Consider the following 25,555-nt stretch of genomic DNA (forward strand, 5'->3'; position numbering starts at 1 on the left):
AAATCTAACTTACTATGAACGCGGTCCAGGAGGGATTTTTTCGGGCTGGGTCGGATTATACACGAACTGGGTCGGATTATCTCCGCGCTAGGTCGAATTTTCACTGAACTGGGTCGGATTAACGAAACACACAGCAAAAATCCAAACAAAAAAGGACCAAAGATTGGTCCTTCCCTGCTTCTTTTAACTGAAAAGTGTTTCGTAAAGCAGGAACAAGTTCAGTCCAATGATAAGTACAGCTATAAGCCAAGCGACGCTCGAGGTGATTTTATGGTTGACCAGGCTGCCCATGATTTTTTTATTGCTTGTAAACATGATCAAGGGCACTAAGGCAAACGCGATGCCAAACGAGAGTACAACTTGGCTCATCACAAGTGCTTTGGATGGATTCACTCCCCATAATATTATGAGCAGGGGCGGGACGGTGGTAATGACCCTTCTTAAATAAATCGGTATATGTCTTTTAATGAATCCTTGCATGACAACATCACCTGTCATTACACCAACGGATGAGCTGGATAAACCGGCAAATAATAATCCTATTCCGAAGAACATCGCGACTGATGGTCCAAGCATGGCCCCGAATTGTTGGTAGGCAACATCCAAGTCCTCCACCAGTGCTCCATTATTATGAAATAGGGCAGCTGAAACTATGACCATGGCGGCATTGATCGCACCTGCAATCAACATGGCGATGACAATGTCAATGAGCTCAAAACGATAAATCCTTTTTCTCTCCATATCGTTTATTCCGACTATTCTTCTTTGCGTCAAAGAGGAATGAAGGTATATCGCATGTGGCATAACGGTGGCTCCGAGCATGCCGGCCGATAGTAAAATACTGTCCACACCCTCGAATTTTGGAGTGAAGAGTCCTAAAACAACGGCTGAAGTGTCAGGTTTTGCATAAAAAACTTGAGCGCCAAAAGCTATCACAACGACAAATATCATGACCGTAATCAGGGCTTCGAATGTTCGATATCCTCTGCGCTGGATTTCCAGAATGGCAAAGGAACCAATCGCTGCAATTATTGCCGAAGTGATTAGCGGTAAGTCAAATAGTAAATAAATCCCTAGTGCCGCTCCTATGAATTCAGCTAGGTCGGTTGCCATAATAACGGCTTCGGCCTGAATCCATAAGAAGAAAGATGTTTTTTTCGAAAATTTTTCCCTGCATAACTCTGGAAGGTTCTTTCCAGTGGCTATCCCCAATTTAGCTGATAGTGATTGGATTAGCACAGCCATTAAATTGGATGCGAAGATAACCCATAATAACGTATAGCCATATTTAGATCCGGCTGTAATATTGGTCGCATAATTCCCTGGATCAATATAGGCAACAGCTGCTATAAAGGCAGGCCCTAGATAGGGAAGCAGTTTTTTTATTCCTCTCGAAGGAGATTGATGCAACACATCGGACATATCTATTTCTACTCCTTTTTAAACGCAACTCAAATTGTTGCAACAGGTAAACTTTTTAGGTTATTAGCAAGTATATTCCTGGTTTTTGAAAATGTCAAAAAAGGAGGCTTGCATATGGATTGATTAACGTGATTGGGGATTCGGGGAAGGCCTTCTCGCTTCCGACTACACAGATAAAAAACCCCCTTGCCAAAAGTGGCAAAGGGGCATCTATCTATTTAATGGAACCGCATTGCTTCTCGATTTCCTCGGAAAACAGCTTCTGCAGTCTTTGAGTTATCGGACCGGGTTCCCCGGCTGCTATCGATTGGCCATCGATATTAATAATTGGTGTCACTTCGACGCTAGTGCTTGTATAAAGGACTTCGTCGGCTGCCATCATGTCCTCGACCGTGAAGGCTTCTTCGACATAGGGAATCCCATGATCCGCGCAAAGTTTCAGCATCACCTGACGGGTAATTCCATTCAGGATCAAGTTTGTGGCCGGATGCGTTTTAAGTTGCCCATCCACCACGATTGAGACATTTGACGAACTACCCTCCGTCACCGTACCTTCACGATGCTGGATCGCTTCATCACAGCCGGCTTCGGCCGCTTGCTGTTTAGCCATTATATTACCAAGTAGATTTAAACTCTTGATATTACAGCGCAGCCAGCGTATATCGTCAGTGGTAACAGCCTTGACCCCTGGCTTCATTTTTCCTGTATAAGGCATTTCCTTGGTATAGGCAACAAAGACCGGTTCCACCTCTGCAGTTGGAAAAGAGTGTGTACGCGGAGATACTCCCCTTGTCAGCTGCATATAGACGATACCGTCCCTCAGATGATCTTCAGCGATCAGGTCTTTCATGCGGGTTTTGATTTCCGCTGCTGTAAAAGGAACTTTCATCTGAATCAACTTCGCACTGTCCATCAGCCGGTTCAGATGCATATCCCCCGCAAATAACTCGCCATTATAAACCCGAATGACTTCATAGACGCCGTCACCGAATTGGTATCCCCGGTCTTCAATATCTACCTTTACTTCGGACCTGCTTTTAAGGTCGCCTTTAAAAATGATTTTTCCCATGTCTTTCTCCCTCTTTGCCTCTTATTTAGCCAATTCATGAATGGCACGTGCATAAATGGACGTTGCCTTAAGCATATCTTCAATATCAATATATTCATCTTTCTGATGCGCAATGTCTTCGCTTCCAGGGAAAAGCGGGCCGAATGCTACGCCTTCTTTCAATGAACGGGCGTAGGTGCCGCCCCCAATCGAAAGGAGTTCTGCTTTGTCACCTGTCTCCGCTTCATAAACTTCCTGCAAGGTCTTAATCAAGAAGCTTTCACTGTCCACAAAATGTGGAGTCGAATGCGAATTGGTCTTCACTTTCAAATTATATGCCGCAAGTCTTTCTTCCAATGCCGCCTTTTGCTGTTCCCACTCAAACGTCACTGGATATCGCATACTGAAACCGATCGAGCTGTCCCCTTGTTTTGAATAATTGAAAACGCCAGCATTGAGCGTCAGTTCACCTGTTTGTTCATCCGAATAAGCCACACCTAAATTATTTCCGCGGGAATCTTCAAACAAACGACCCTTAATGAAAGTGAAGTAGGCTTTCGCATGCGGATCAAGAGTAAGATCAGCTAAAAATGCTGCTAAATAGAGACCTGCATTTCTTCCATTTTTCGGTTCCATTGCGTGTGCCGAAACACCATTCATTTCAAGCAGCACTTGATTTTTTTGCGGAACGGCTTGGCCTCTCAATGAGTATTTTTGCAAATAATCCTGATAGTTTGCCGCCACTTCAGCAGGGTTGGCCGCTTCCACAATGGCCGTAGCAAAATCCGGTACCATATTCGTCCTTCGACCTGAAGAAAATTCGATGACATTCACGTCTGAGTTCGTGCCATTTCCTGCATCGGCAGGGTGTATAACCGAGAAATCCCAGATTCCTTTTTCCGCACTGATGATCGGGAAATCAGCATCTGGTGCGAAGCCGATCGAGGGCATTTCCTCCACTTCAAAGTACCGGTCAACGCAGCGCCAGTTCGATTCTTCATCGGTTCCAATGATCATCCTCACACGTTTGTTCAAAGGTTCTCCTAGCTCCCGGACCAGCTTCATCGCATGATAAGCAGCCATCGTCGGCCCTTTATCATCGATTGCCCCGCGAGCATATATGCGGCCATTGCGGATTTCAGCGCCGAACGGATCCGAACTCCAGCCATCTCCCTCAGGTACCACGTCCACATGGCATAATATCCCAATTAACTCCTCGCCTTCACCCATTTCAATATGACCAGCGACATTATCGACATTTTTCACAGTAAAACCGTCTTTTTCTCCTAATTGAAGCATGAATTCCAGTGCTTCCTTCACCCCTTTACCGAATGGGGCCTCCTCTGTAGGATGTTCCTCATCCAGTACACTTTTTATTTTCAATAAGTTTTGAGTATCCAGTAATAAGTCCATTTTCCGTTTTTCAACTTCTTCTCGCCAATTCAATTCACTCAAAATACGACAACTCCTCTTTTATATATATTTTTCATTTTATCACTTTTACTACCTGATTCGCCAAGCGTTGCTACCTATTCTTCGTATTCCCGTATTATCGCTACCGTCAAACTAACGATAAAACCCTTACATAAATAAAAAGCACCCCGTTGATTTCCTCCCCAGGCACTCGCTTTCCTCGGGATTCTCGCACCTTTCATTCCATCAACTAAAATTTAGATAGACTCCCTTTTGTCTACAAAAAAACACCCTCTTTTATTAAAAAGAGGATGATTTCATTAAACTATCGGCATCCATAAGCTTTGTTACTTTTCGGTTTAGCCTCGGGATGTATAATGCTAAAAACACGGAACGTCCTAAACTGAAAGCCAGGAATGCTAGCCATAATCCATGATTGCCATGATTGCTGACCGCTGAGAATTGGACAATCAAAAAAGCCAATAGTGCAAGAAGCATCGAGTTCCTTACTGGAACGGCTTCAGTCGCACCGGTGAACACTCCATAAAAAATGAGTCCGATAAAGGCACTGAATGGGAATAACACTATCCAAAGTCCATATTCATGGGCCAGTTCGATGACACCGGGAATATCCGTGAAAAGGAGAATGACCTCATCGCTGAATAGATAGTAAGATGCGGCAAGTATGACCGAAGCATATAAGCCCCACCGCGCCGATAGTGAGAGTGTTTTTTTATAAAGGTTTATATCTCTCGAACCAATCGCCTTCCCGACCAGAAGACTTGATGCATTCGCGAAGCCATCAAAGCAATAGGCCATCAGGTAATGGATTTGAATAAGTACGGCATTTGCCGCCAGTGTCTCTGTCCCGAAAGTGGCTCCCTTGGCTGTAAAAAGATTGAAAACCGTGATCAGGCAAATGGTCCTGATGAATAAATCCCTGTTGACCACCATCATTTTTTTCAGGGAAGCCCGATCGAACCCCTCCCGGAATGAAAATGAATCCGGTACGTTGACCGCTTTCCGGATCACCCACAAGCCCAGGAAAAACGCGGCAATCTCTGATATCAATGAAGCGGCAGCAACCCCTGATACAGACCATGAAAAGCCATTTACAAAAACGAGGCATAAGACTATATTGATCACGTTCATGAAAACTTGGATGAACAAAGATGTTTTTATCCTGGATTTCCCGATTAACCAGCCTAAGATGACATAGTTCAATAATGCAAAAGGTGCACCCCATATCCGGATGCCGAAATAGTCTGCGGCAAAGGCGGAAACGTCCGATTCAGGACCGATTGCACCTAACGAAACATTCAAAATGGGCTTTTGGATCACGATAAAAAGAAGACCGATGATCGCTGCTATCAAAAAAGGCCGAACCAAGGCCATCAGGCTTTGCTTTTCATCCCTTGCCCCCTCCGCTTGTGCAGCGAAGGCAGATGTACTGACCCGAAGAAAACCAAAAAGCCAATACATCGTATTAAAAATAATGGTTCCAACAGCCACCCCGCCAATATAGGCGGGATCGCTCAACTTTCCAACCACAGCCGTATCGACCGCACCGAGCAAGGGCGTACTCATCGTGGAAATCGTAAGCGGGATGGCCAAGGAAAGATACATTCTGTTATTCATATATGATGACCTCCAATGTACATAAAAGTTCTAAAAAATCAAATTTGGAATGACGTTATAAAAATTTGTATTCAAAGTACAAAAAGATTGCAGTATTTCATTTTAATCACTAGAATTGAACATATGGTGCTCCCCAAGATCATACGATGCCTCTACAAGATTACTTGTGAATCGGTTCAAATAGAACGGATTAAGCTATTTTAGATATTGATGATATACGGTATCAAATTTGTAGATTAAAAGATTGATAACGCTCTCAACGTTTTCCACAAATATTTTTTATCCAGCAAGAAAAAGTAAATTCGCAAGCAGAAAAATAAAATGCTTGACGGATTCTTGAAGGAGTTATAGTATTGCTCGTTGATAATATAACTTTTGAACTATGCTTGAACATACATTCATCGTTACAACAACAATTAGGAGTGATCATGATGGGAAGATTGACTGATAAAGTAGCCATTATCACAGGCGGAGCATCTGGTATGGGAAGGGAAATGGTTGACCTATTCACAAAAGAAGGAGCACAAGTCATTGCTGCTGATATCAATGAAAAAGCTGTAGCTGTTGTGAATGAATTGGATAACGTCCATGGAGCTGTACTTGATGTATCTTCAGACGAAAGCTGGAAAAAAATGACCGATGAAGTTATCGCTAAATTTGGCAAGATCGACATTTTGATTAACAATGCCGGTATATCAACGGAAAAAGGCATTAACGATACGTCATTGGCCGATTGGCAGCTAATGTTAAGCATCAATGGATTTGGACCATTCCTTGGAATGAAACACGTTGTTCCTTACATGGCTAAAGAAGGTAAAGGCGCAGTCGTGAACATTTCTTCCTTTACTGCTCAAATCGGAATGGGCTTAAACTCTTATTCTGCTTCAAAAGGTGCCGTTCGTGCTATTTCCAAGGCTGCCGCAACGCAATATGGCCGCATGGGTGTCCGTGTCAATGCCGTATTCCCTGGTATCATCGAAACACCGATGACTCAAAAATTAGAAGAGTCAAAAGAGTTAGTGAACCAAATGATCAAGGCAACTCCATTACAACGCTTGGGTCAGCCGGCGGATATTGCAAATGCCGTGCTTTATCTAGCATCCGATGACGCTTCATACGTAACTGGTGCCGAGCTTGTCATCGACGGTGGATACTCAGCTCAATAAATATAGGCAGAAATGGAAAAACCCGTTTCTGGAATCCAGAAACGGGTTTTTCTGATTCAATAAAGAAATTTTGAAGTTGAAATGATTTAAGTTAACACTCCAATGAAATAGCCAAAAGTCGTAAATACCAAACACCAGCTGAAAGCCCCTGCTCCGGCAAAGATAAAGTACTTTCGTTTCCCCATTCCATTCATACCGGAAATGTAACTGGCGAAGTGACGGACTCCTGGGATGAAATAGGCTATGATAATGGTCCAAGGACCGTATTTATTGAACCATTTCTCCAATTTTTCCAACCTTGCAGGGGTCATTTTGATCCACTTACCATACTTCCTCAAAAAAGGCTTCCCTACCTTTTTCCCGATGAAATAACTGAAAAGCATCCCGGTTATCGATCCAAGGAAACTGACAAGGAATGCTCCCTGGACATTCAAAACGGAAATGGATGACAAATAGCCGACAAAAGTCATCATGAACTCATCAGGAACCGGCAAGCCAATAATCCCAATGGCCAACAGCCCATATATCGCGAAATAACCATAGTTTGATATTAAATCCTTTACCATATCCATCTATAGTACTCCATCTCAGCACCCTTTTTTAAAGTAATCCAATTTCTAATGCGGGCCTGGGTAACGTGATTACTTCTTTTTAATAGGATAACCTAATTTAACCCAAATGAGTTGATTTTCATAAAAAAAGATAAAAAAAAGTAGAATTGACACGTTTTTTGTTGAAAAACCTGTATGACAATGAAATGAAAAACGCAACAATAAAGCGGACTCTAAACCTGAGTCCGCTTCTTCTTATTTCACAATCTTTATTTCATTGATCGGCCAATACACTAGATTCGCCTTGCCTACAATTTCATCGACGGATATCGTGCCGATTTCACGGCTATCCAAACTATTTTGGCGATTGTCCCCCATAAGGAACAGCTGATCTTCCGGCACAGTCATGCTGCCTGTAATATCTTCGAGCTTGAAGGATTCAGTCAGCGGCACCCCTGCCATCTGATTCTTATATTTGTCCAAGTATGGTTCTTCATAAGCTTTCCCATTAATATAAAGCGTATCATCTTTATATTCAATATGGTCACCTGGCAGACCGATAACCCTTTTTATATAATCTTTATCTACCGTCGCATGAAAAACGACAATATCAAACCGGTCGATATTATCGATATTCGTTCCAAACTTGGTAAGAACAATTCTCTCGTGGTCTTGCAGAGTCGGCATCATTGACTCACCGTCCACGACAATCGGTGCAAAAATATACGTTCGAATTAAAAAAGCTAGAATGACTGCAATCAATATCGCTTTTATCCATGAAAAAACTTCTTTTCTATTTTCCAATCGAAGTCCCTCTCTCTGTTTTTTATTCATGCCATTATATCATAATCCTTTAATGATCACGTCATACAAATACCCACATTTTACACATTATCAATTACTTCCATTTTTCATATTGGATATCGATGCTTTCCAACTCTATTTCCCTGCGCTGCATTTTGGCTGGACAAATCGCATTATATGTACGGACTTTCTCATTTATTTCATCAATTCGTTTCATTATTTCAGATTCAGGTCCATTCATTTTTTTCAATCGAACCAATCCGGATAGCTCTTCCCGAATTTCTTTTTGCCATTTTATCCAAAGCGGAAGGTAGCCGGCATCCTTGGCCTTTGTCAAGAAATTGTCATATATATTTCCCGATAACGCCGACTCCGGAAGCGGTTTTCCAAAGCCAGGATTATTCTTCAACCCGCCGTCACGTTCATATTCCTTAAAAATCTGATCCATCCAGTTTACATGCCCGTGTTCTTTGCCCATAAACAATCCCCCTTCAGATCACTTTCTGTTACATCTATTTACAATTATAACATTTTTATCAATATCCACTCCACCCTGAAGGACACTTTCTACTATTATATATGCATATCTTTCATCAATCACATTCAGACATCAAAAAAAGAATTCCCTATGACGGGAATCCTACAGATTGTAGACAAACTCGATGAAAATCAAGTTTATCTACAGTTTTTATGAGGATTTGTAAAATCTTGGACGTCGATTGAAACGTAGGGCACTCGCTTTCCGCGGGCGGTCCGGTAGCCTCCTCGGCGTTTTTGCGCCTGTGGGGTCTACCCTCGACTCGCTTTTCCCGCAGGAGTCTCGCACACCCGCTCCAATCAACTTTGTTTTAAAATTTAGATAAAACCTTGCCTACAAACTCAAGGATTCCCCTATTGCGGGAATCCTTTTTGCCTTCTATTTAACTGTGATTTTCCTTTTTACTTCTGCCTTGTTCTTCGATTTATCCGTAACTGTGTAAGTCAATGTATAGGTACCTTTTTTCTTCGTATTCACCGTACCTGTTATTTTGATCTTACTTGTTAAACTTCCATCAAGATTATCTTTCGCAGATACACCTGATTTAGGATTGAATGTCGAGTTATAGGCAATGGTTTTGCTTTTGGCACCGGAAATGACCGGCTTGGTGCCGTCTACCGTAATTTTTCTTGTGACTGTCGCAGTATTTTTCGATGAATCAGTGATTGTATACTTTAATGTATACGTTCCCTTTTTCTTCGTATTCACCGTACCTGTCACTTTGATTTTACTTGTCATGTTGCCATCCAGGTTATCTTTTGCAGAAACACCTGATTTAGGGTTAAAAGTCGAATAATAGCCAACGGTTTTACTATTGGCTCCCGAGATGACTGGCTTGGTGCCATCTATCGTGATCTTCCTTGTGACTGTCGCTGCATTTTTCGATGAATCGGTGACCGTATACTTCAATGTATAGGTCCCCTTTTTCTTCGTATTGACTGTACCCGTCACTTTGATTTTACTAGTCAAGTTGCCATCGGCATTATCCTTGGCACTCACGTTCGTTTTTGGATTGAATGAAGAATTAAGTTTGATGGTTTTATTCCCGGCACCTGAAATCACTGGCTTGACTTGATCATAAACGGTTATTTTCCTTGTGACCTTGGCAACATTCCCAGCCTTGTCAGCTACCGTATAAGTCAAATTATAGGCGCCCACTTTCTTGGTATCCACCTTACCTTCAACACGTATGGCACTCGTTAAGTCACCATCTTTATCATCCTTCGCCTTTATGCCGGTTTTAGGATTGAAGGTTGAGTTGAATGGAATCGATTTACCGGCAGCCCCTGAAATCACAGGCTTATTTGTATCCTTGACAATCGATGGCCTATTGGAGATGTAAGCCGATGAAACATACCCCTTAATACTTTTGTCTTCCGTTTGTACGGGGTAAAAGACAAATTTATTTCCCTTAGATTCGTGATATTCAAAATTCCCTGTAATGATCAAGCTTGTATTGGGTGGCACACGTAATGCGCCTTCCGTATTGCTTATTTCTTTCCTGATATTCGCGCTTGATGATGTCACCACTTTGTCACCTGCCTTGAACCAATAAACAGAGTCATGCGTTTGATCTGTCAGCGTGTATTCAAGATTTTTAAAGATGATATTTTCAGTGCTAGTCCGATCATATTGAAAGTCCGAAGTTTTGAATGGATATTTTGCCAGTTTTGTATCAGTTAAATAACTTTGTTTTTCTATCTCAGCAAAAACTTCCTCTTGGTAGGCATTTGCATTTCTTTCCCCGTTTTCCTGGTAAAGAGGACTGTTCTCCGGTTTTGTCCCATTGTAAGCCATGACAGGGAAATACCAATTTTCGATGACCCTGCGTCCTGCACCTTTGATCTTAGGCAAATCCCTTCTTGAATACATGCCATTCAGGACCTCGACGCCTGCCTCGATATTGTAGACTATATCATTTTCCAGCTTTTTCTGGTCATATCCAGTTTTATTGGTAAGCTGCATTAGACCGATGCCGCCATCGTCGGATTTAATCGGTTTACCGTCCTCATTAAATTGCCTCCAATCCCCGTTTTCCTGCGTAGCCACCGCTTTTACCACTTCAGGGGGGATTTCGGCCTCTATTGCCGCATTCGTCAGTAAGCAGTTGATCTGCTTATGGGAAGGATTTTCATTGGATTGAATCTCACCGAATGATGAACACGCATTGGTTATTCCAGACTCCGCTAAAGCCTGTCCATTGAACAAACCAAGTGTTAAACAGGTCAGTGCTCCAATCTTCATTAAAGGTATCTTCATCGATCGAACTCCAGTCTATTTATATTTAAATCTATAATAATAGTAACATGATAGACTGGTGATTGCAGGTATAATAAGGTATTTACTCCTAAAATATCCTTACAGCATAAAAGGAGCTTACCCGCATTATCGGGAAAGCTCCTTTGTTTTCAAATCACAAAACTATGTATGATGCCGGATCATTCAATCACTTCCACCGTTTCCCTCGGCTTCCTTACAAGGCACATGATACCCGGTACGATGAAGAAGATAAGCGGCCAAACATGAAAGATCGTCACAATGCCCGTAATGATCAATAAGATTCCGGCTCCCTTCACTTTGCCGCCTTTTAATAGAAAGATAGCGATCAAACCGCCTGACAAGGCAATGAACAGCGATATGATCCCAGCCCATAATAAGCCCATGAAAAATTTGACTGACATATCTATCTCAGATGAAGAAAACTCCTGAGAATCTGACATTAATGAGTAGTCCACCATTTCTTTCAAATCGATACTGTTGAGATAAACGGCCGTTATGATCGTCACGATTAAAAAAATTGCAGCGATGCTCACGCCTATGATACTTAATACGTATTCCCATGTCCGTTTCATTTGCTTCGCCTCCCTGGAAAAGTCACTTATATATAATACCCAATCTGGGAAGAAATAAAAGACTTTTATTCTTTACTCCTCAAAATCTTACGAGCGTCCATTTGGCAAGGCTAATCCAATCTATCCCTGCCATAACTCGCAAACAGGAAACCGCCCCGGAGATATGGCCGTCACTCATCCTTCTTTTTCAATCGTTCATTTAATTCATCTTTTTTATTTTCAAGATTATTCATTTTTGTCATATGTTTTATTAAGAAACGGATCGACTTCACAACCATTACGAATAGCAGAACTAGTAGGGCAAGGTAGAATAATTGCCATAAAATATCAACAATATTAAACATTAAGTCACCGCCTGTCTTTGAATGAATTCCGGCCAATAAAAGCAGTAAGTAAGGGCTTTTCGTACTCCGTGATGTTCCGTAATTAAATGATAACACGATTGGCCATTACACTGAATGCAAACAACCTTTCTATAGGAATGAATAAGGAAGCACCTCCAAAGGAAATAGACTCTGTTATTATCAGAGCCTAAAAAACATTCCTATTCACGATCAACTCCACCAATTGTTCGACAGACGGTTCATTGGGCATCATATCCAATGTAAATCCATAGTCTTTAAGTCTATTGCCGGTACTTTCCCCGATTACCCCGATGGAGGCTTGATTTAGAAGCCCTTCAACATCCACGTCTGCCTTGTTCCCATATTGCATCAGCATATCAACTGAATGCCGATTCGAAAAAAGTACCGTCCCAACAGCTTTCCCCTCCAGCATTCTCGGAAGGATTTCAAGGAATCTTTCATCGACAAATTTATCGATTGATTGAAAATAGTCTCCGTCCCCATGAGCCGGATCTCTTTGATCTCTGTTTCGATCTCCAACAACCAACAGTGTTCCGGCTTCCGCCATCTCGTATTTGAGCTCTGCCATCAGTCCCCGTTGCTGTAAAGCCTTTTTCGATTTTCTTGATAACACATAAAGTTTCGAAGAAATCTGGCGGAAATCAATTGCATGTTCTGTGAGTGAATCCAAGAATCCATGGACACTTTCGGGCGAAGTGAAGAGTATTCGATCATACGAAAGAAAAGAGAGCAGCTGACTTTCTTCTATTTTCACTTTTGCCGCATTCCATTTAGGAAACTCGATGACTTCGCCGCCAAGTTCATGCAGGGCCTCTGCCAAGGAACTCTTTGCCGTTCCGGTCCGGGCCACTAAAAACCGCTGTCCATATAGTGGCTTCTTTTCGAACCATTGCAGTTTTCCCCTTAGTGAAATGATATCCCCGACCAAGGTGATCGCAGGATTGCCAAGCGATCTTTCACTTACCCTTTCGACGATATCATCCAAGGTCCCCTCGACACTTTCCTGTCTTCCATATGTGCCCCATTGAATGACGAGTGCCGGTGTGTTCCCCGGCTTTCCATGATTGATCAAATTTTCACGGATATAAGGAAGATTGGCCACACCCATATAAAAAGCGACCGTATCTATACTTTTCACAAGCCCGTTCCAATCTATATCCTTCTTCGTTCGGTCATGGCCCGTCACCATCGCAAAGGAGTGTCCGTAATCCCGATGCGTGACGGGGACTCCTGAATACATGGATGCGGCAATGCTGGACGTAACCCCCGGAATGACTTCGAATGGGATTCCCTCATCTTTCAACGATTCCGCTTCCTCCCCGACTCTTCCAAAAACGGCAGGGTCACCGCCTTTCAAACGGACGACCCGCTGCCCTGCCAGTGCTTTGGAAACAAGCAGCTCATTGATTTCCCCTTGGCTGATGCCAGTAGTATAAGGTGTCTTTCCACAATATATCAATTCACAATCGAGGGTGGCAGCCTCCAACAGTTTGGGATTTAGCAATCTATCATATAAAATGACGTCCGCTTTTTCAATCGCTTTTTGGCCTTTTACGGTAATCAGGCCCACATCACCCGGACCTGCACCAACAAAATAAACCTTGCCCTTGGTCATGCCGCACTCACCCCTATCTGCTTGCCATTCCCTGATAATATTTCACCAGCTCCACCATTGCACTGCCCATCCGTTGATCTTCAGGATAAATGACCCGCTCGATTCCTTCATCGATTACCACCTGCGCCGTTACCTTTCCGACCGCAAGAGCAATTACATCTGATGCAAACAGGTCGGCTATCTTATCCTCCACGCCTTGTTCACGGACAAATCTCATTAAATTTCGCGGCTGGGGTGCACTCGTGAACACAACCGAATCGATTTTGCCTTCAAGGAGTTCTTGGATCAGCTGCTGCATCGTTTCTTTTTCGGGCGGTATATGTTCATATGGCAGAATTTCTTTATGCTCCACTTTTTGTTCATCCAACCAGTTCATCAAAAGTGGCGCCGGATCGCCGTGAAGCTGCAAAGCGACCTTTACACCTCCTGGCAGATGACCTTCCAGATTGCGAACAAGACCTGCCGTACTGCCATCATCATCACGGATTAATGGCTGCAGGCCAAGCTTTTTCAGCATATTCACCGTTTTATAACCCCTAGCTGCAATTTTCATAGACTTCAAGGCTTCTACGAAACGATCTCCCGCTTCCATCTTCACGGCCGTTTTATATAATAATTCCGTCCCTACTCCCGTCGTGAGGATAATCCAATCGAACTCCCCTTCCATCAACCGGGTGACATCCTCTTCCAAATGGGAATCATCAAGGAATACCGTCCCCTGTGCCGGGCGAACGAGCGGGACTCCCCCAAGATTTTGAACGATTTTACTAAGTTCTTCCGTCTTCCTTGCTCCCAATAAAGCAACGGTCCTGCCATTAAGCTTACTCATCCATGCCCCTCCTATATGTACATTCAATTAAATCCATCTCACCCATTATACAAATTTTCAGTCTTTGAAACTATAAAAAACGGATTCCGTATCAAAAACAACGCTTTTTCTTTCTTTTATCTTATATGAAATCAAACATATCAACCAAGAACTAGCATTGTTAGGTCGTATCTAAAATAAAAAAAACTTCAAATTGTATAATAATAGAAGGTCTTTTGGCATACTGAAAAAATAATGCTCTGCTGTATATAATAAACTTCGTTACATATTTCCAATAAGTTCGAATATAAAAGCTCCTAAACCTAATGATAAAATCACAAAAATACTAGAAAATATAATTATGTTTTTTTTCCTTTTCAACAATCCTATAATGAAAAAAAGTAAAGATATAATGAATGAAATGATAATTAAGATTGAAATCCCCATGTCCTCCCCTTCCTTTTATTAGTATTTGGTATTTTTCATGAGTTGGTAGTAAAAATAATTTGAAATACGTCTTCTTTATATATCACAAATTGAAGTAGAAAATTCCTATCCTTATCAATATATGTAATAGTTTCCCCTATTTCATCTAAGGATGAAGTAAAATTAGGACCGTATAATTCTTTAACAGTAGTCAAGTTGTCTCCGATACTAACACCTTTACTAGTCTTTATATTAGGGTTTTCAGAGACAATACTATTAACTTCATTATCCATTAAGCCAAGATATAATTTTTCAAACTTAAAAGAATCATTATTTTCACTAGATAATAATATTGCCATACCAGGATCATTAACTAATTCCCCATAGTTATTTTTTAATTCCTTTAGTTTTAATGGGGTAATTTCATCGCCAAGATGTATCTCATTAAGTGCTTCACTCTTAAGATTAGTGCTCTTTACAAAGAAATTACTTCTTTGTATCAAGTAAAAAGGTAATAATATAACTACAATAGATACAATTATTACAATAGTAAATTTTAATGGTAAAGATTTTAATAAAAAATAACCAAAACATAAAATAACAATAGCTCCTAAATATAAAATATTATCACCTCCCTCCTAGGATTCACTAAATGTAGGAGTACCATATCCTTTAAATTTATTAAATTCAGCTTGATTATTTGTCATTTCAATTAATTTAATATACACATTCAATTGAGTGAACATTGGATATTCTTCTAGAATCCTACTCACTAAGCCCGACATAATTGCAGTAGAGTATGAAGTCAAAAGCATAACTTACAGTAGAGGTGATACAGTAAAAAAATAAACCCAAAATCAAAAATTTTATTTTAATCATAATATTCCTCCATTTGTATTATTTAACAACTACTCTACTTATACCAATAATAATAAAATAGTAAAATAGAACCGAAGTAATGTGAGTAATAATACCTATAATAAAATGAAAGAAGATTTTTCTCACCAATCTTAGAACATAATATAATGTTCTAACAATTTACCTAGCTGGGTTTTTTCTATGACCAAAAAGGGGAAAGCCTTTCAAAACTATACAGAGAGATTAAAGCGAGTGCTTGCTTGAACTTGATCGAAGGCTGAACATATTGTTTCTTTCGTGACCATTTGGTATTAAAGTGATGCACAAATAGCTAGTTGGGAAAGGAAGGCAAAACAACGAGTCTTTTGAAAATACAATAGTATATGGAACCGTAAGAATTTTTCCAATGACGAAAATGCTTATTTTATAGCGTAGGTAAACTATTTAATAAAGCCCAAAGGAATTGTCCTTAAAGCCACTATAAATGTTCTTTGCAACACTAAATTCTCTTAAATCTTTTTATCCGAATAAAATTCGACAAGTGTTACTCTTTCCGAAATTTTATGCACTTGTTTTTTTCCCTATGAAACTTCCATTCCCTCATCTTATCTTTTCCAGTCAATACAAAAAAGCTGCCATCAGGACAGCGATTTTCACGATTTAACTTTTTGTTAATTCTTATTTATCACCCTTTGGGCAATGTGCTCCTGTTCTTTTTTTACAAAGACATCATATTGAGTGGTTTCATGGCGATTCTGAAAGTTTTCGGAGCCTAAATTCATAGGCGTTTTTGTTTTGAATTTTATCCCTTCCCTTTCCAATTTCGCAACCGCCTTATAATAATTTTCATTCCCGAATGCTGTATAAATACATGTCCAATATTTATAGGAAATTAGTTTGGCAATTACTGCACATGCAATCACGAAGGCTAGTATTTCAATTATTATATACACCTTTTAGCCCCCTTTCATTTCGGACTTTTGTAAAATGCCTTCCTGTACACTATATTCTTTGCCATATATAACATTTCCTTTTTAAGTAAAAAAAGGAGACCCCAGTTTGGGGTCTCCTTCTTCATCTTCTATTTTTCCTTTACGTTACAAGAACCGTCCGTACAAGCGTCGCCTGTTGCTGGATCATTCACGATTGTTAGTGGATTTTCCTCAGCCCATACTTTTTTTAGCGTATCCAGGAACGCTTCTGTTGGCTGGGCACCAGAGATTCCATACTTGCGGTTAATGACGAAGAATGGCACGCCTGTAATACCAAGCAGGCTTCCTTCTTGCTCATTTCCTCTGACCTCAGCCGTGAATGCCGTTCCTGCCAGCATGGACTCCGTCTCGGACTTTTCAAGGCCAACCTCTTCAGCCAAACTAGCCAATGTAGCGTGATCGCCAATATGTTTGCCTTCCGTAAAGTAAGCTTTAAATAGTCGTTCATTCATTTCTTTCTCTTTACCTTTTGATTCAGCAAAGTGCATCAAGCGGTGGGCATCGAACGAATTCGTTAAGACCACTTTGTCCAAATGATAATCGAGTCCCAATTCTTTAGCCTGTTGAGTCAGGTTTTGGCTGTTCGCTTCCACCTGCGCTTGAGACATGCCGTATTTCTTGGCCAGCATTTCATTTTGAGTCATATTGATATCCCGCTCAGCCTCTGGGTTCAACTCAAAACTGCGAAATGAGACTTCTACCTGATCTTTATTTTCAAACTGCTTTAACGCCTCTTCGAACCGACGCTTGCCTATATAACAGAACGGACATTGATAATCCGACCAAATTTCCACCTTCATGTATATACCTCCTTATTTTAAATGCAATCGCATTAAGCACATTATATAATCCTGGGTATCCTCTTGCAAGGATATTACCCCAGACACTCATTTTCAAAATTGGTGAAGTCGACTTTTTTCATGAATTCTTCCAATGTATAGCCCTTTAGCAGGCGCAATGTTTCCTTTTCGGCTTCGTTCATGATTTCCTCCAAAGCCGTATCCAGCTGCTTCCCGACCTCACCGCATTCGCTCGTTTCCATACAAACAAGACATTCCGGCCGTACCGCTTGATACACATCCGCCAAAGTCAGCTGAGAGGCAGGCACCTTCAAACTATATCCGCCTTCCCGTCCTTCCTTTGTTTCGACGATCCCCTCAGCTGCAAGCTGTGCCATCACCCTTCTTAAAAAAGTGGCGTGTGACTTCACCTTTAAGGCGATTGCCGAACTTGTCAGGAGCTTTTCGCTTTGTGCGAGCCAAACCAAAGAGTGAATGGCAATGGCAAACCGCGGCGGTCCAATTTGATTGTTTCGATTACTTGAAGACAAGATTATCCCCCCTTACACTCTTATCCATGGTAAGGCCATTATACTATGTTACGTGCTCCCGAACAAATGGCGCCGTTTCTCGATTTTCCGACCGTAGCGCACGATTTTATGTCCGTTTCCGGGTTCCGCAAAATAATATCCCCCTTTCGGCACCAAAACCCGGCAAACATCCTTTTGCCGGGTTTCCACTTCTACTGAATGATTTGTACATTTTCATATAAATAAGCTTCTTCCGGTGCCTTTATTTTCTTCGACTCTTTTAAATCGATCACCGGTACGGGTTCCCCTTTATAGCTTCCTTTTTTTAAGGTCCCTGTAATCGTATACCAATCATTCGTCTTCATTCCTTCCACGTTTCCGTTGACCATATATCCGTATAACGTCGCATCGACCACACAGCAGGACATGGAGAGGCGGGAGATCGCCATTTGTTTTTTCGTAAATGTATCCTCACGGTATATGAACCCCGAAATCTCTATTTCCTTCCCCTCGATCGTATCGAGGTTGTTCAGTAAATCATCCAGTACTTCAAAATAATTATCATCGGTTACGGAGATTTTCTCCCCATTCGCATGTTTCCCTGAATCATATGAACTTACCATCTGTGCCTGCTGCTTCGCCATCCCCCTTTTCGCCAGCACTTCCCCGCTTAAGGTAAAATCGGTCAGGATGAAGCCCAGAAGAATCGGAATGAAGAACAAACTATATTTCAGGACCAGTGCGGAGGAGGAAGACTCCCCATTCGATCCGCAATCACAATGTTGTTCACCCTGTTTTTGTTTTTTCATTCGGAGAAGGCTGATTACTAAAAAAGCAAAAAGTGCCGCCAATGCATATGGAACCATCTTGGGTACAATCAATTTCGTTAAATATCCTGAAACATACAATTTGAAGATCATGAGGCCCAATCCCAGCAGCAGCAATCCTTCAAGTCTTTGGATAAAAAAACGTTTCATCAGAAGCCCCCCTTACTGATCAATCCGCCTGCAATCAGGCAGAGGCTGAAGACGACTGCGAAAATAAGCAGGACATACGTGACGACGAAGCTCCGTTTAAAACAGGACATCATGATCAAAACATTTTTCAGATCCAGCATGGGACCAAATACAAGGAATCCCAGTATGGAGCCTGGCAGAAAACTATGGGAAAAGGAGGCCGCTACGAATGCATCAGCTGATGAACAGAGTGAAAGCACAAACGCAATTCCCATCATCAACGCCGTGCCTTTTATTGGCGCCTGACCAATATCGGCCATTACGGACCGATCCATGAACACCTGAAATACACTGGCAAACAAGGCCCCGATGATAAAGTATCTGCCGACCATAAAAAACTCCTGCGAAGTATGATCAATAAAGCTTGTCCATTTACTGGACTGAATATCATGTTTATGCCCTTGTACCAGTTCCACCTTGTCCTCTTTCACCACATCTTTTGTGCTGAATATATGAATGAATAAACCTGCGATTATGGCCGTCAGGACACAAACAATGATTCTTCCATATAGAATGGCGGGATTATTTTGGAACGCATAATAAGTTGAGCCGAACACGATGACATTCAATATTGGGGCAGTTACGAGCAAGACCACACCCGCATGGACCGGGACACCCTTTTGAATCAATCTCCGGACGACCGGGATGATTGCACATTCACAAACCGGAATGATCAGCGCCGCCACTATCGCAGCAAAAATGGCTGTCAGTGGTCTTTTTGGTATCATTCGCTGAATGATTTCTTCACTGATGAACAACTGGATGAACGATGAAGCAATGGCCCCGAGGAACAGGAAAGGAATCGACTCTAAAAACAATCCCAAAAACACGACCAATACAGAGTGAAGCATCGGGTAGCCCGAGAAATCAATCGCTTTGGGAATGATTACATCGCCTAGAAAAAAGAATGCCAGCAGCAAAAACAGCAGAATCAATAACAGCAAATTTCCCGTGTAGCGTTTCAAAAGCATATTTAACCACCTCGCAAATCATAATTATTACGATTTAAGTTTGGATTCGGTCTAGTATATGCTTTTGATAGGATGAACAGAACAAGAAAAAAGAGAATGGAAGACATTCCCCACCCTCATTTATTTCTTCGATATAGATCCCTGCTCTTGTAACCCTCTCCTAAAATCATTTTCATTTCCTGGCGCCGTTTCACTTGGGTCGCCTCTTGTTTTGCACTATACACGTAACGGGCCCAATCCTTGCGATACCCTGGAGTAAGTGATTGATAGAACGCAAGCAAATCAGGAGAATCCTGCAAATCTTTCTCAATTTCAGAAATCTTTCCGATATAATCATCTACTGATTGGCTTGCTTTGGTAGATGGACGGTTTCTATTTTTCGAATCTTCTTTCAGTCCGACTACCGTAAAGACATCATCCAACCCAACCATGCGTGCAAACTTCAGGTCGCTCGAGCCAACATACCCTTCATCATCCGCACCAAGGCCTTGCATCAGATCATCACGATGAATAAATGTAGCATATTCTTTATTCCCCTTCTTGGGGTACGCCAAAAAAATATAGCCGTTTTTACTCAAATGATTCTTCTCGATTACCTTATCCACGATTCCTTTTAAAGAATCCATATCCAATACAAAAGCAAATATAAGATCATAGGCTCTTTGATTAAGTTCCGCATCGTAATCCGGCAACTCTGCTAAATAATCCGCCCCGGCTGGCAGATTCAAGACTGCCACCCGTTCATATTTATGTAAATTCAGTTTTTCGACTATTGTTTTAGCCATTGGCATTCACCATCCTAGTTCATTTTGTCTATCTTCAGTTTATAAGCTGCCCATTGCGTTATCAACTTTTCTCTTGGTAGTCTATCCACTATTATAAGCAAACAGACGATGCGGAAACCTTCCATCTTTTTTCATATAACCATTTCTAGGAAAATATTAACTATGCTATAATTCAGATATCATCAATTTCAATGCCCACTTCTTAGAGTTTTTCCCCTTTAACATGATAGCAATCTCATAGAGTACGGATGTATAGCTAAGATAAATACCCATATCCCGGTAGAGCGACGATTCCCGAGCAACTGTTAACCCAATTACAGCAGATGCATAGATTTCACTGTATTTTTTATTGCAACAAAGCAGTCCTAATGTAATGATAAATGCAATGTGAACAATTTTGAAATTCCGGAATGGGCTAATTCTTCATTTTCCGGTGCAAAAGATGAAGCCCTAGACGTCGCATTCTTGTTTTTGAAGCCTAACATACTGAGTGCAGGCATAAACTTAACTATTGTGCATAGGCATTAGGGTATCAAAGCTTCAAAAACAACAATGCAGTCCCTAGAAAACGTTTAAAAGCCGATCTTAGACCATGGTCTTTCCGAAATCATATTCCAATCATCATGAATCCACTTTAATTCAGGTGTTTTTTCCGTAGTTTTTATGCATTCTTTATGCAATCAGATATCCCTTTGTTTTTTCCTATATCAAAAAATTCAGTGATGCTTTCATATGGGGGTGTCACAAAAGGGGAGTTCTCATGAATTTTATCGAGTATGATTTGCTATTTGAATCAAGAAAACAGTTAATAGAGGAAATTACGGAGTTGGATGAAAAAATGCTCCACCATAGGCCTGTGCCTGAAGTATGGAACATCGCCCAAATTTGCCATCATTTATATCTTACGGAACAGGTTTTTACAGAAGTTATAACAAATGGCATTCGGGAAAGGGATTTTAATAATATCATTCAAAAAAACATTTACTTCGTTACTGATAGAACAAGGAAATTCTCATCCCCTGAGGTCATTTCACCCTCTTCAACCCCATTTCAATTATCGAGCCTTATGGATTTGCTGGCAGAATCAAGGGACCGATTATTACAGGTTCTTTATGATATGGATTCAGATATCTTGTTAAATAGAAAGAAAGCCAAGCATCCCCTTTTCGGGGACCTCTCATTGGATCAATGGATTGAGTTATTATCCTTACATGAACAAAGGCATATCAAACAGATACAAGAAATAAAGTCCTCCCTTATATAAGCCTTTCATGACAATGACCATTAGAGAATAAGCCGGAGACAACGAATTTCAAACAAATAAAGAGACCACGTCATTTTGTGGTCTTCTTTCATGCATGCTCTGAAACGAACGTGACTGTCGAGGGCTGCACCAAGTTGATAGATTGGCAGAGCTCATATTTCCCTTGCCAGCATTCTAAATTCAAGATGATACTTTTAGTTTCCTTTTGATTTGTGTTGCGAAGATTTCAAGACAGATTGCAATTATCAGGATAAAATAAGTGATTGCTCCAATTTCACTCAAGTCAAAGTAAAATCCACTTGCCATGAACATATCGAAGCCGATTCCTCCTGCGCCTGCGGCTGCGCCCATTGCGACCGCCACTGCAAAATTGATTTCAAAGCGCATGAAGGTCCACGAAATGATATAAGTGATCGAAGATGGAATGATGACTTGGAATACGATCTGCCACCAATTCGCTCCGCTTGCTTGCAGGGCTTCTATAGCTCCTTTATCAATTTCCTCGAAGGATTCCGAGTAGGCCTTTACAAGGTAACTTATGGAGTGAAACGTCATCCCTATAACGGCCGCTACACTGCCCAATCCTGCTGCGACTGCAAAAATGAGGACCCATAACACGGTAGGAACGGCTCTAATCAGGGCAACCGATCCCTTTATGATAATCGATAATGGCTTGGACGAGATATTTCCTGCCGCTAAAAGCCCCAACATCAGGGCAATGATCGCACCAAATATTGTTGTCAAGAAAGCTAAACCTAATGTAATCGACACCTGATAAAGCGCTTGAGTAAAGGTAAAGTGCTTCAGATGGGGCTCAAAAAACATGGTCTTCAAATTGTCGACGGTCAATGATAGCGCGTCCCACAGTTTAACATCCTTATAATCAAAACTGGCAAAAGCGTATATGGTCACAACCGCCAGTACCAGCATACTCAACCTAATCGCGATTGAAGATTTCGAGAAGGGCTTTTTCGATAGTCGTTCAAGTAGCATTTTATCCAAATCCTGTCCAGTAGGAGAAGGAAATGATTTGATTGGACCCTCTGCCTGCATTATAAAATCACCCTCCTCACATAATTTGAGATCAATTCAATAGATAATATCGAAATGATGATCGTAATGACGACAAGACTGGCAATGTCATAACTCAAGTTTTTATAGTACAGATTAAACGTAAAACCAATGCCCGATCCTGTAAGCAGCCCGACCAATGTTGCATTCCTGATATTCGTTTCAATCATAAAAAGTACCCAGCTGATCATTTGCGGAATTGTTGAAGGAATCACAGACTGCGAAATGACGGTTAGATAACTTGCCCCGGTTGTCTGCAAAGCTTCTACGGAACTTGAACTCACTTCATCGATCGTTTCAATAAAAGCTCTTGTTAAAAAACCGAAAGATCCGAAAAACAAGGCAAAATAACCGGTCAAGGAACTTTGTCCAAATGAAAATAACAGTACTAACGCCCATATTGAGACATCAATATTTCTAAATAAAACGGCTATCCCTCGGCTAAAACCTCCGAAAAAGGCATTCACCCTTGTCGTATTGGAACCCAATATCGCAAATGCAAAGGCCAATATTCCCGCGAGTGTGGTGGCTGCAACGGATATTAAAAGTGTTTCTTTCAGCTTTATCAAAATGTCTGGCAGTTTGGTAAGGGAATCCTTTGTTGGATAAAAATTCGATAACGACCATTGTATGGCCTTAGGAACCGAAGTAACCCCTTTTGCGATGCTGAATTCTGTAATGATGATGGAAACAGCCGTCGCAGCCCCAATAAGCAAAAACAATAGTAGTGAATTTCTTCTTTTTCTTGCAAAAACATCAGCCGACATGGGAACCTCCCAAATCAAAAATCAACTTTCCTTCATCCGATCCATAAATCTGATGGATATCATTTGAGGTTATATTTTGAGTTGTTCCATTGAAAACAACCTTGCCACCATTCACACCGATGATTCGATCCGAATATTTCAGGGCCACATCGACTTGATGCAGGTTGACAACAACTGTGATTCCCATGGAAGTGCAGATATTCCTTAAATGATCCATGATCACCTTGGAAGAATTCGGGTCAAGAGAGGCAATCGGTTCATCGCATAATAGCAATTTAGGATTTTGGATAAGTGCCCGCGCAATGCCAACCCGTTGCTTCTGTCCTCCGCTCAACTGATCGGACCTTTTATAGATTAGATCTTCCAGACCTAGAATTTGGAGCACTTTAGCAGCCTGAAGTTTCTCCTCTTCACTATAAAGCCCAAGGATTCCAGCCAGTGTAGATTTATAGCCTAATCGTCCATGGAGGGTATTTTCAATCACACTTAATCTATTTACAAGATTATAATGTTGAAAAACCATCCCTATTTTCCTGCGTACTTTCTTTAACTCCCTTTTATTCACCTTGTATACATGATCATTATCAAAAATGATTTCTCCGCTAGAAGCATCGATCATCCTGTTGATGCATCGAAGAAGAGTTGATTTCCCTGCTCCGGATGGCCCTATGATCGAAACGAACTCTCCTTCTTTCACAGTGAAGTCAATATTGGATAACGCCTTTGTACCATTTCCAAAATGTTTTGAGACATTTTTCACTTCCAATAATGTTTTCATGTATGATCCTCCTACATATTACTGCCGTTATTTAGATAATTCACGAATTGGATTGAACCAGTCATCCTCGACTTCTACCAATCTTTCTTTTCCGCTCACCCGTTTAAATAGCCCTGATAACTTAGAATCTTCCGGTACAAAAACTTTATCGTTATTTGCTATTTCATCAGACATCAACGTTTCAAGAATTTTTTCACGTGTTTCTTCACTGACTAATTCGGTGTTAACAACGAAAGGTGCATTCAAGACTGGAGTCACTGAAATGAGTGAGAATGTCTTATCTACAACTGTGTTGAAGGGTTCAGCTGCATCCTTCTTTACCTTATACACGGCACCTGCTTTATTCTCTTCCCCATCGGCCAGCTCCACATAATTATTGACACATGTGTCACAAAAAGCAGCCACTTCCGCTTTCCCTGTCAAAAGATTTACAGCCGAACCTTGGTGTGAACCGCCGTAAAGCACTTCACTGAAGAATTTATCTTTCCCACCTTCCAATAAATCCTCGGCTTTTAATTCCTTAAACTTATCTTGCTGCGAGAAATAATCAACGATTCCTGTGGAAGGAACTTTGAAGCCTGATGTAGAGCTATTTGATACGAAAGAGAACTTTTTCCCTTGGATACCGTCTATCTTATATTCGCCGTTATTTTTATAGTCATCCGCATTTTGAACAGCCAGCCAGCTATTATAGACTGCATCATCCAACGTACCTGATTCACCGCTTGGAACAACCAGAGGTTGAACACTATCGTTTTTGTTGTTTGCTTCAATATATCCTTGTGCTCCCAGGAATGCTAAATCTGCGTTTCCATTAGCAATGGCCTCGATTGCAATGTTATAATCCGTAGTGGTCTTATGTTCGACTTTCTTTCCTGTGGCATCTTCTAAGATCTTCCCTATTTCATCGCGGGCTTCCCCTAAATCTTCCCCTGATTCATTTGGCAGCCATGCTACGGTCAATGTATCATCTTCATGTGCACCTGTTGAACTACTAGAAGAACAGCCTGTAAACACCAGTAAAATAACTAACATCAATATGGACATCATCGATTTTTTCACGTTAAATCTCCCCTCCAATTTAAATCTTTTCTCACT

General features: G+C 41.2%; 25 protein-coding genes. 2 read left to right on the plus strand and 23 right to left on the minus strand.

Annotation, left to right across the window (positions count from 1 at the left end):
• Positions 1-183 precede the first annotated feature (183 nt).
• The 4 genes from ABOA58_RS20305 to ABOA58_RS20320 all read right to left on the minus strand — a co-directional run bounded on the left by ABOA58_RS20305 (position 184) and on the right by ABOA58_RS20320 (position 5,521).
• Complete coding sequence (locus ABOA58_RS20305; protein ID WP_350299749.1) at positions 184-1,422, minus strand: Nramp family divalent metal transporter; 1,239 nt, start codon at positions 1,420-1,422, stop codon at positions 184-186.
• Between the two features lie 214 nt (positions 1,423-1,636).
• A complete protein-coding gene (gene dat / locus ABOA58_RS20310; protein ID WP_350299750.1) occupies positions 1,637-2,491 on the minus strand; it encodes a D-amino-acid transaminase in 855 nt (284 codons plus the stop codon).
• Between the two features lie 21 nt (positions 2,492-2,512).
• On the minus strand, positions 2,513-3,925 hold the full coding sequence (gene pepV, locus ABOA58_RS20315) for a dipeptidase PepV (protein WP_350299751.1): 1,413 nt from the start codon (positions 3,923-3,925) through the stop codon (positions 2,513-2,515).
• A 258-nt stretch (positions 3,926-4,183) separates the two neighbouring features.
• On the minus strand, positions 4,184-5,521 hold the full coding sequence (locus tag ABOA58_RS20320) for an MATE family efflux transporter (RefSeq protein ID WP_350299752.1): 1,338 nt from the start codon (positions 5,519-5,521) through the stop codon (positions 4,184-4,186).
• 431 nt (positions 5,522-5,952) lie between these two features.
• On the opposite strand from ABOA58_RS20320, the gene ABOA58_RS20325 reads away from it, so the two are divergent.
• Positions 5,953-6,687 carry an SDR family NAD(P)-dependent oxidoreductase gene (locus ABOA58_RS20325; protein ID WP_350302921.1) on the plus strand — a complete coding sequence of 245 codons (735 nt, stop codon included), beginning with the start codon at positions 5,953-5,955 and terminating at the stop codon, positions 6,685-6,687.
• 86 nt (positions 6,688-6,773) lie between these two features.
• Here the strand turns inward: ABOA58_RS20325 and ABOA58_RS20330 are convergent, their stop codons facing one another.
• The 15 genes from ABOA58_RS20330 to ABOA58_RS20400 all read right to left on the minus strand — a co-directional run bounded on the left by ABOA58_RS20330 (position 6,774) and on the right by ABOA58_RS20400 (position 20,577).
• A complete protein-coding gene (locus tag ABOA58_RS20330) occupies positions 6,774-7,259 on the minus strand; it encodes a DedA family protein (RefSeq protein WP_350299753.1) in 486 nt (161 codons plus the stop codon).
• Between the two features lie 234 nt (positions 7,260-7,493).
• The gene (gene lepB / locus ABOA58_RS20335) at positions 7,494-8,042 is read right to left on the minus strand and encodes a signal peptidase I (protein ID WP_350299754.1); all 549 of its coding nucleotides are present in this window, start codon (positions 8,040-8,042) and stop codon (positions 7,494-7,496) included.
• 94 nt (positions 8,043-8,136) lie between these two features.
• On the minus strand, positions 8,137-8,520 hold the full coding sequence (locus tag ABOA58_RS20340; RefSeq protein WP_137018103.1) for a DnaJ family domain-containing protein: 384 nt from the start codon (positions 8,518-8,520) through the stop codon (positions 8,137-8,139).
• Between the two features lie 438 nt (positions 8,521-8,958).
• Complete coding sequence (locus ABOA58_RS20345) at positions 8,959-10,839, minus strand: immunoglobulin-like domain-containing protein (protein WP_350299755.1); 1,881 nt, start codon at positions 10,837-10,839, stop codon at positions 8,959-8,961.
• A gap of 179 nt (positions 10,840-11,018) precedes the next feature.
• Positions 11,019-11,432 (minus strand): DUF4064 domain-containing protein, encoded by a 414-nt coding sequence (locus ABOA58_RS20350; protein ID WP_350299756.1) that lies wholly within the window; start codon positions 11,430-11,432, stop codon positions 11,019-11,021.
• A gap of 170 nt (positions 11,433-11,602) precedes the next feature.
• Positions 11,603-11,776: a hypothetical protein gene (locus ABOA58_RS20355; protein WP_350299757.1), complete on the minus strand. Its 174-nt coding sequence runs from the start codon at positions 11,774-11,776 to the stop codon at positions 11,603-11,605.
• Between the two features lie 187 nt (positions 11,777-11,963).
• Entirely contained in the window at positions 11,964-13,412 is a 1,449-nt protein-coding gene (gene cobA, locus ABOA58_RS20360; RefSeq protein WP_350299758.1) for a uroporphyrinogen-III C-methyltransferase, read from the minus strand.
• A 13-nt stretch (positions 13,413-13,425) separates the two neighbouring features.
• The gene (locus ABOA58_RS20365; RefSeq protein WP_350299759.1) at positions 13,426-14,241 is read right to left on the minus strand and encodes a uroporphyrinogen-III synthase; all 816 of its coding nucleotides are present in this window, start codon (positions 14,239-14,241) and stop codon (positions 13,426-13,428) included.
• A gap of 461 nt (positions 14,242-14,702) precedes the next feature.
• A complete protein-coding gene (locus ABOA58_RS20370) occupies positions 14,703-15,149 on the minus strand; it encodes a hypothetical protein (protein WP_331261990.1) in 447 nt (148 codons plus the stop codon).
• A gap of 1,026 nt (positions 15,150-16,175) precedes the next feature.
• Complete coding sequence (locus ABOA58_RS20375; protein WP_350299760.1) at positions 16,176-16,457, minus strand: hypothetical protein; 282 nt, start codon at positions 16,455-16,457, stop codon at positions 16,176-16,178.
• A gap of 128 nt (positions 16,458-16,585) precedes the next feature.
• Positions 16,586-17,296: a DsbA family oxidoreductase gene (locus ABOA58_RS20380; protein ID WP_095394304.1), complete on the minus strand. Its 711-nt coding sequence runs from the start codon at positions 17,294-17,296 to the stop codon at positions 16,586-16,588.
• Between the two features lie 74 nt (positions 17,297-17,370).
• Positions 17,371-17,826 (minus strand): RrF2 family transcriptional regulator, encoded by a 456-nt coding sequence (locus tag ABOA58_RS20385; RefSeq protein WP_052137319.1) that lies wholly within the window; start codon positions 17,824-17,826, stop codon positions 17,371-17,373.
• A gap of 191 nt (positions 17,827-18,017) precedes the next feature.
• Positions 18,018-18,782: a TIGR03943 family putative permease subunit gene (locus ABOA58_RS20390; protein ID WP_350299761.1), complete on the minus strand. Its 765-nt coding sequence runs from the start codon at positions 18,780-18,782 to the stop codon at positions 18,018-18,020.
• Positions 18,782-19,792: a permease gene (locus tag ABOA58_RS20395; RefSeq protein WP_350299762.1), complete on the minus strand. Its 1,011-nt coding sequence runs from the start codon at positions 19,790-19,792 to the stop codon at positions 18,782-18,784. Before ABOA58_RS20395 ends, ABOA58_RS20390 begins: the two co-directional genes overlap by 1 nt.
• 116 nt (positions 19,793-19,908) lie before the next feature.
• Positions 19,909-20,577 carry a YdeI/OmpD-associated family protein gene (locus ABOA58_RS20400; protein WP_350299763.1) on the minus strand — a complete coding sequence of 223 codons (669 nt, stop codon included), beginning with the start codon at positions 20,575-20,577 and terminating at the stop codon, positions 19,909-19,911.
• Positions 20,578-21,337: 760 nt separating this feature from the next.
• Here ABOA58_RS20400 and ABOA58_RS20405 point away from each other — a divergent pair.
• Positions 21,338-21,841 (plus strand): DinB family protein, encoded by a 504-nt coding sequence (locus ABOA58_RS20405; RefSeq protein ID WP_350299764.1) that lies wholly within the window; start codon positions 21,338-21,340, stop codon positions 21,839-21,841.
• A gap of 180 nt (positions 21,842-22,021) precedes the next feature.
• On the opposite strand, the gene ABOA58_RS20410 is transcribed toward ABOA58_RS20405, so the two are convergent.
• Genes ABOA58_RS20410 through phnD form a run of 4 tightly spaced genes read right to left on the minus strand, consistent with a single transcriptional unit; the run spans position 22,022 to position 25,519 of the window.
• Entirely contained in the window at positions 22,022-22,834 is an 813-nt protein-coding gene (locus ABOA58_RS20410; RefSeq protein WP_350302922.1) for a PhnE/PtxC family ABC transporter permease, read from the minus strand.
• A 59-nt stretch (positions 22,835-22,893) separates the two neighbouring features.
• Complete coding sequence (locus ABOA58_RS20415) at positions 22,894-23,679, minus strand: PhnE/PtxC family ABC transporter permease (protein ID WP_350299765.1); 786 nt, start codon at positions 23,677-23,679, stop codon at positions 22,894-22,896.
• The gene (gene phnC, locus ABOA58_RS20420) at positions 23,669-24,457 is read right to left on the minus strand and encodes a phosphonate ABC transporter ATP-binding protein (protein ID WP_350299766.1); all 789 of its coding nucleotides are present in this window, start codon (positions 24,455-24,457) and stop codon (positions 23,669-23,671) included. The genes ABOA58_RS20415 and phnC overlap by 11 nt, the downstream gene beginning before the upstream one ends.
• A gap of 27 nt (positions 24,458-24,484) precedes the next feature.
• Positions 24,485-25,519: a phosphate/phosphite/phosphonate ABC transporter substrate-binding protein gene (gene phnD, locus ABOA58_RS20425; protein ID WP_350299767.1), complete on the minus strand. Its 1,035-nt coding sequence runs from the start codon at positions 25,517-25,519 to the stop codon at positions 24,485-24,487.
• Positions 25,520-25,555: the final 36 nt, after the last annotated feature.

The organism is Peribacillus frigoritolerans (assembly GCF_040250305.1).
Classification (GTDB): domain Bacteria; phylum Bacillota; class Bacilli; order Bacillales; family DSM-1321; genus Peribacillus.

What these genes read in the sequence shown, in the direction of transcription:
- ABOA58_RS20320 (WP_350299752.1), bottom strand. Translation starts at nt 5,521, where the DNA reads ATGAATAACAGAATGTATCTTTCCTTGGCCATCCCGCTTACGATTTCC.
- ABOA58_RS20395 (WP_350299762.1), bottom strand. Translation starts at nt 19,792, where the DNA reads ATGCTTTTGAAACGCTACACGGGAAATTTGCTGTTATTGATTCTGCTG.
- ABOA58_RS20340 (WP_137018103.1), bottom strand. Translation starts at nt 8,520, where the DNA reads ATGGGCAAAGAACACGGGCATGTAAACTGGATGGATCAGATTTTTAAG.
- ABOA58_RS20350 (WP_350299756.1), bottom strand. Translation starts at nt 11,432, where the DNA reads ATGAAACGGACATGGGAATACGTATTAAGTATCATAGGCGTGAGCATC.
- dat (WP_350299750.1), bottom strand. Translation starts at nt 2,491, where the DNA reads ATGGGAAAAATCATTTTTAAAGGCGACCTTAAAAGCAGGTCCGAAGTA.
- ABOA58_RS20390 (WP_350299761.1), bottom strand. Translation starts at nt 18,782, where the DNA reads ATGAAACGTTTTTTTATCCAAAGACTTGAAGGATTGCTGCTGCTGGGA.
- ABOA58_RS20305 (WP_350299749.1), bottom strand. Translation starts at nt 1,422, where the DNA reads ATGTCCGATGTGTTGCATCAATCTCCTTCGAGAGGAATAAAAAAACTG.
- ABOA58_RS20365 (WP_350299759.1), bottom strand. Translation starts at nt 14,241, where the DNA reads ATGAGTAAGCTTAATGGCAGGACCGTTGCTTTATTGGGAGCAAGGAAG.
- ABOA58_RS20410 (WP_350302922.1), bottom strand. Translation starts at nt 22,834, where the DNA reads ATGCTACTTGAACGACTATCGAAAAAGCCCTTCTCGAAATCTTCAATC.
- ABOA58_RS20380 (WP_095394304.1), bottom strand. Translation starts at nt 17,296, where the DNA reads ATGAAGGTGGAAATTTGGTCGGATTATCAATGTCCGTTCTGTTATATA.
- ABOA58_RS20400 (WP_350299763.1), bottom strand. Translation starts at nt 20,577, where the DNA reads ATGGCTAAAACAATAGTCGAAAAACTGAATTTACATAAATATGAACGG.
- ABOA58_RS20345 (WP_350299755.1), bottom strand. Translation starts at nt 10,839, where the DNA reads ATGAAGATACCTTTAATGAAGATTGGAGCACTGACCTGTTTAACACTT.
- ABOA58_RS20415 (WP_350299765.1), bottom strand. Translation starts at nt 23,679, where the DNA reads ATGTCGGCTGATGTTTTTGCAAGAAAAAGAAGAAATTCACTACTATTG.
- phnC (WP_350299766.1), bottom strand. Translation starts at nt 24,457, where the DNA reads ATGAAAACATTATTGGAAGTGAAAAATGTCTCAAAACATTTTGGAAAT.
- ABOA58_RS20405 (WP_350299764.1), top strand. Translation starts at nt 21,338, where the DNA reads ATGAATTTTATCGAGTATGATTTGCTATTTGAATCAAGAAAACAGTTA.
- ABOA58_RS20330 (WP_350299753.1), bottom strand. Translation starts at nt 7,259, where the DNA reads ATGGATATGGTAAAGGATTTAATATCAAACTATGGTTATTTCGCGATA.
- ABOA58_RS20325 (WP_350302921.1), top strand. Translation starts at nt 5,953, where the DNA reads ATGGGAAGATTGACTGATAAAGTAGCCATTATCACAGGCGGAGCATCT.
- cobA (WP_350299758.1), bottom strand. Translation starts at nt 13,412, where the DNA reads ATGACCAAGGGCAAGGTTTATTTTGTTGGTGCAGGTCCGGGTGATGTG.
- ABOA58_RS20355 (WP_350299757.1), bottom strand. Translation starts at nt 11,776, where the DNA reads ATGTTTAATATTGTTGATATTTTATGGCAATTATTCTACCTTGCCCTA.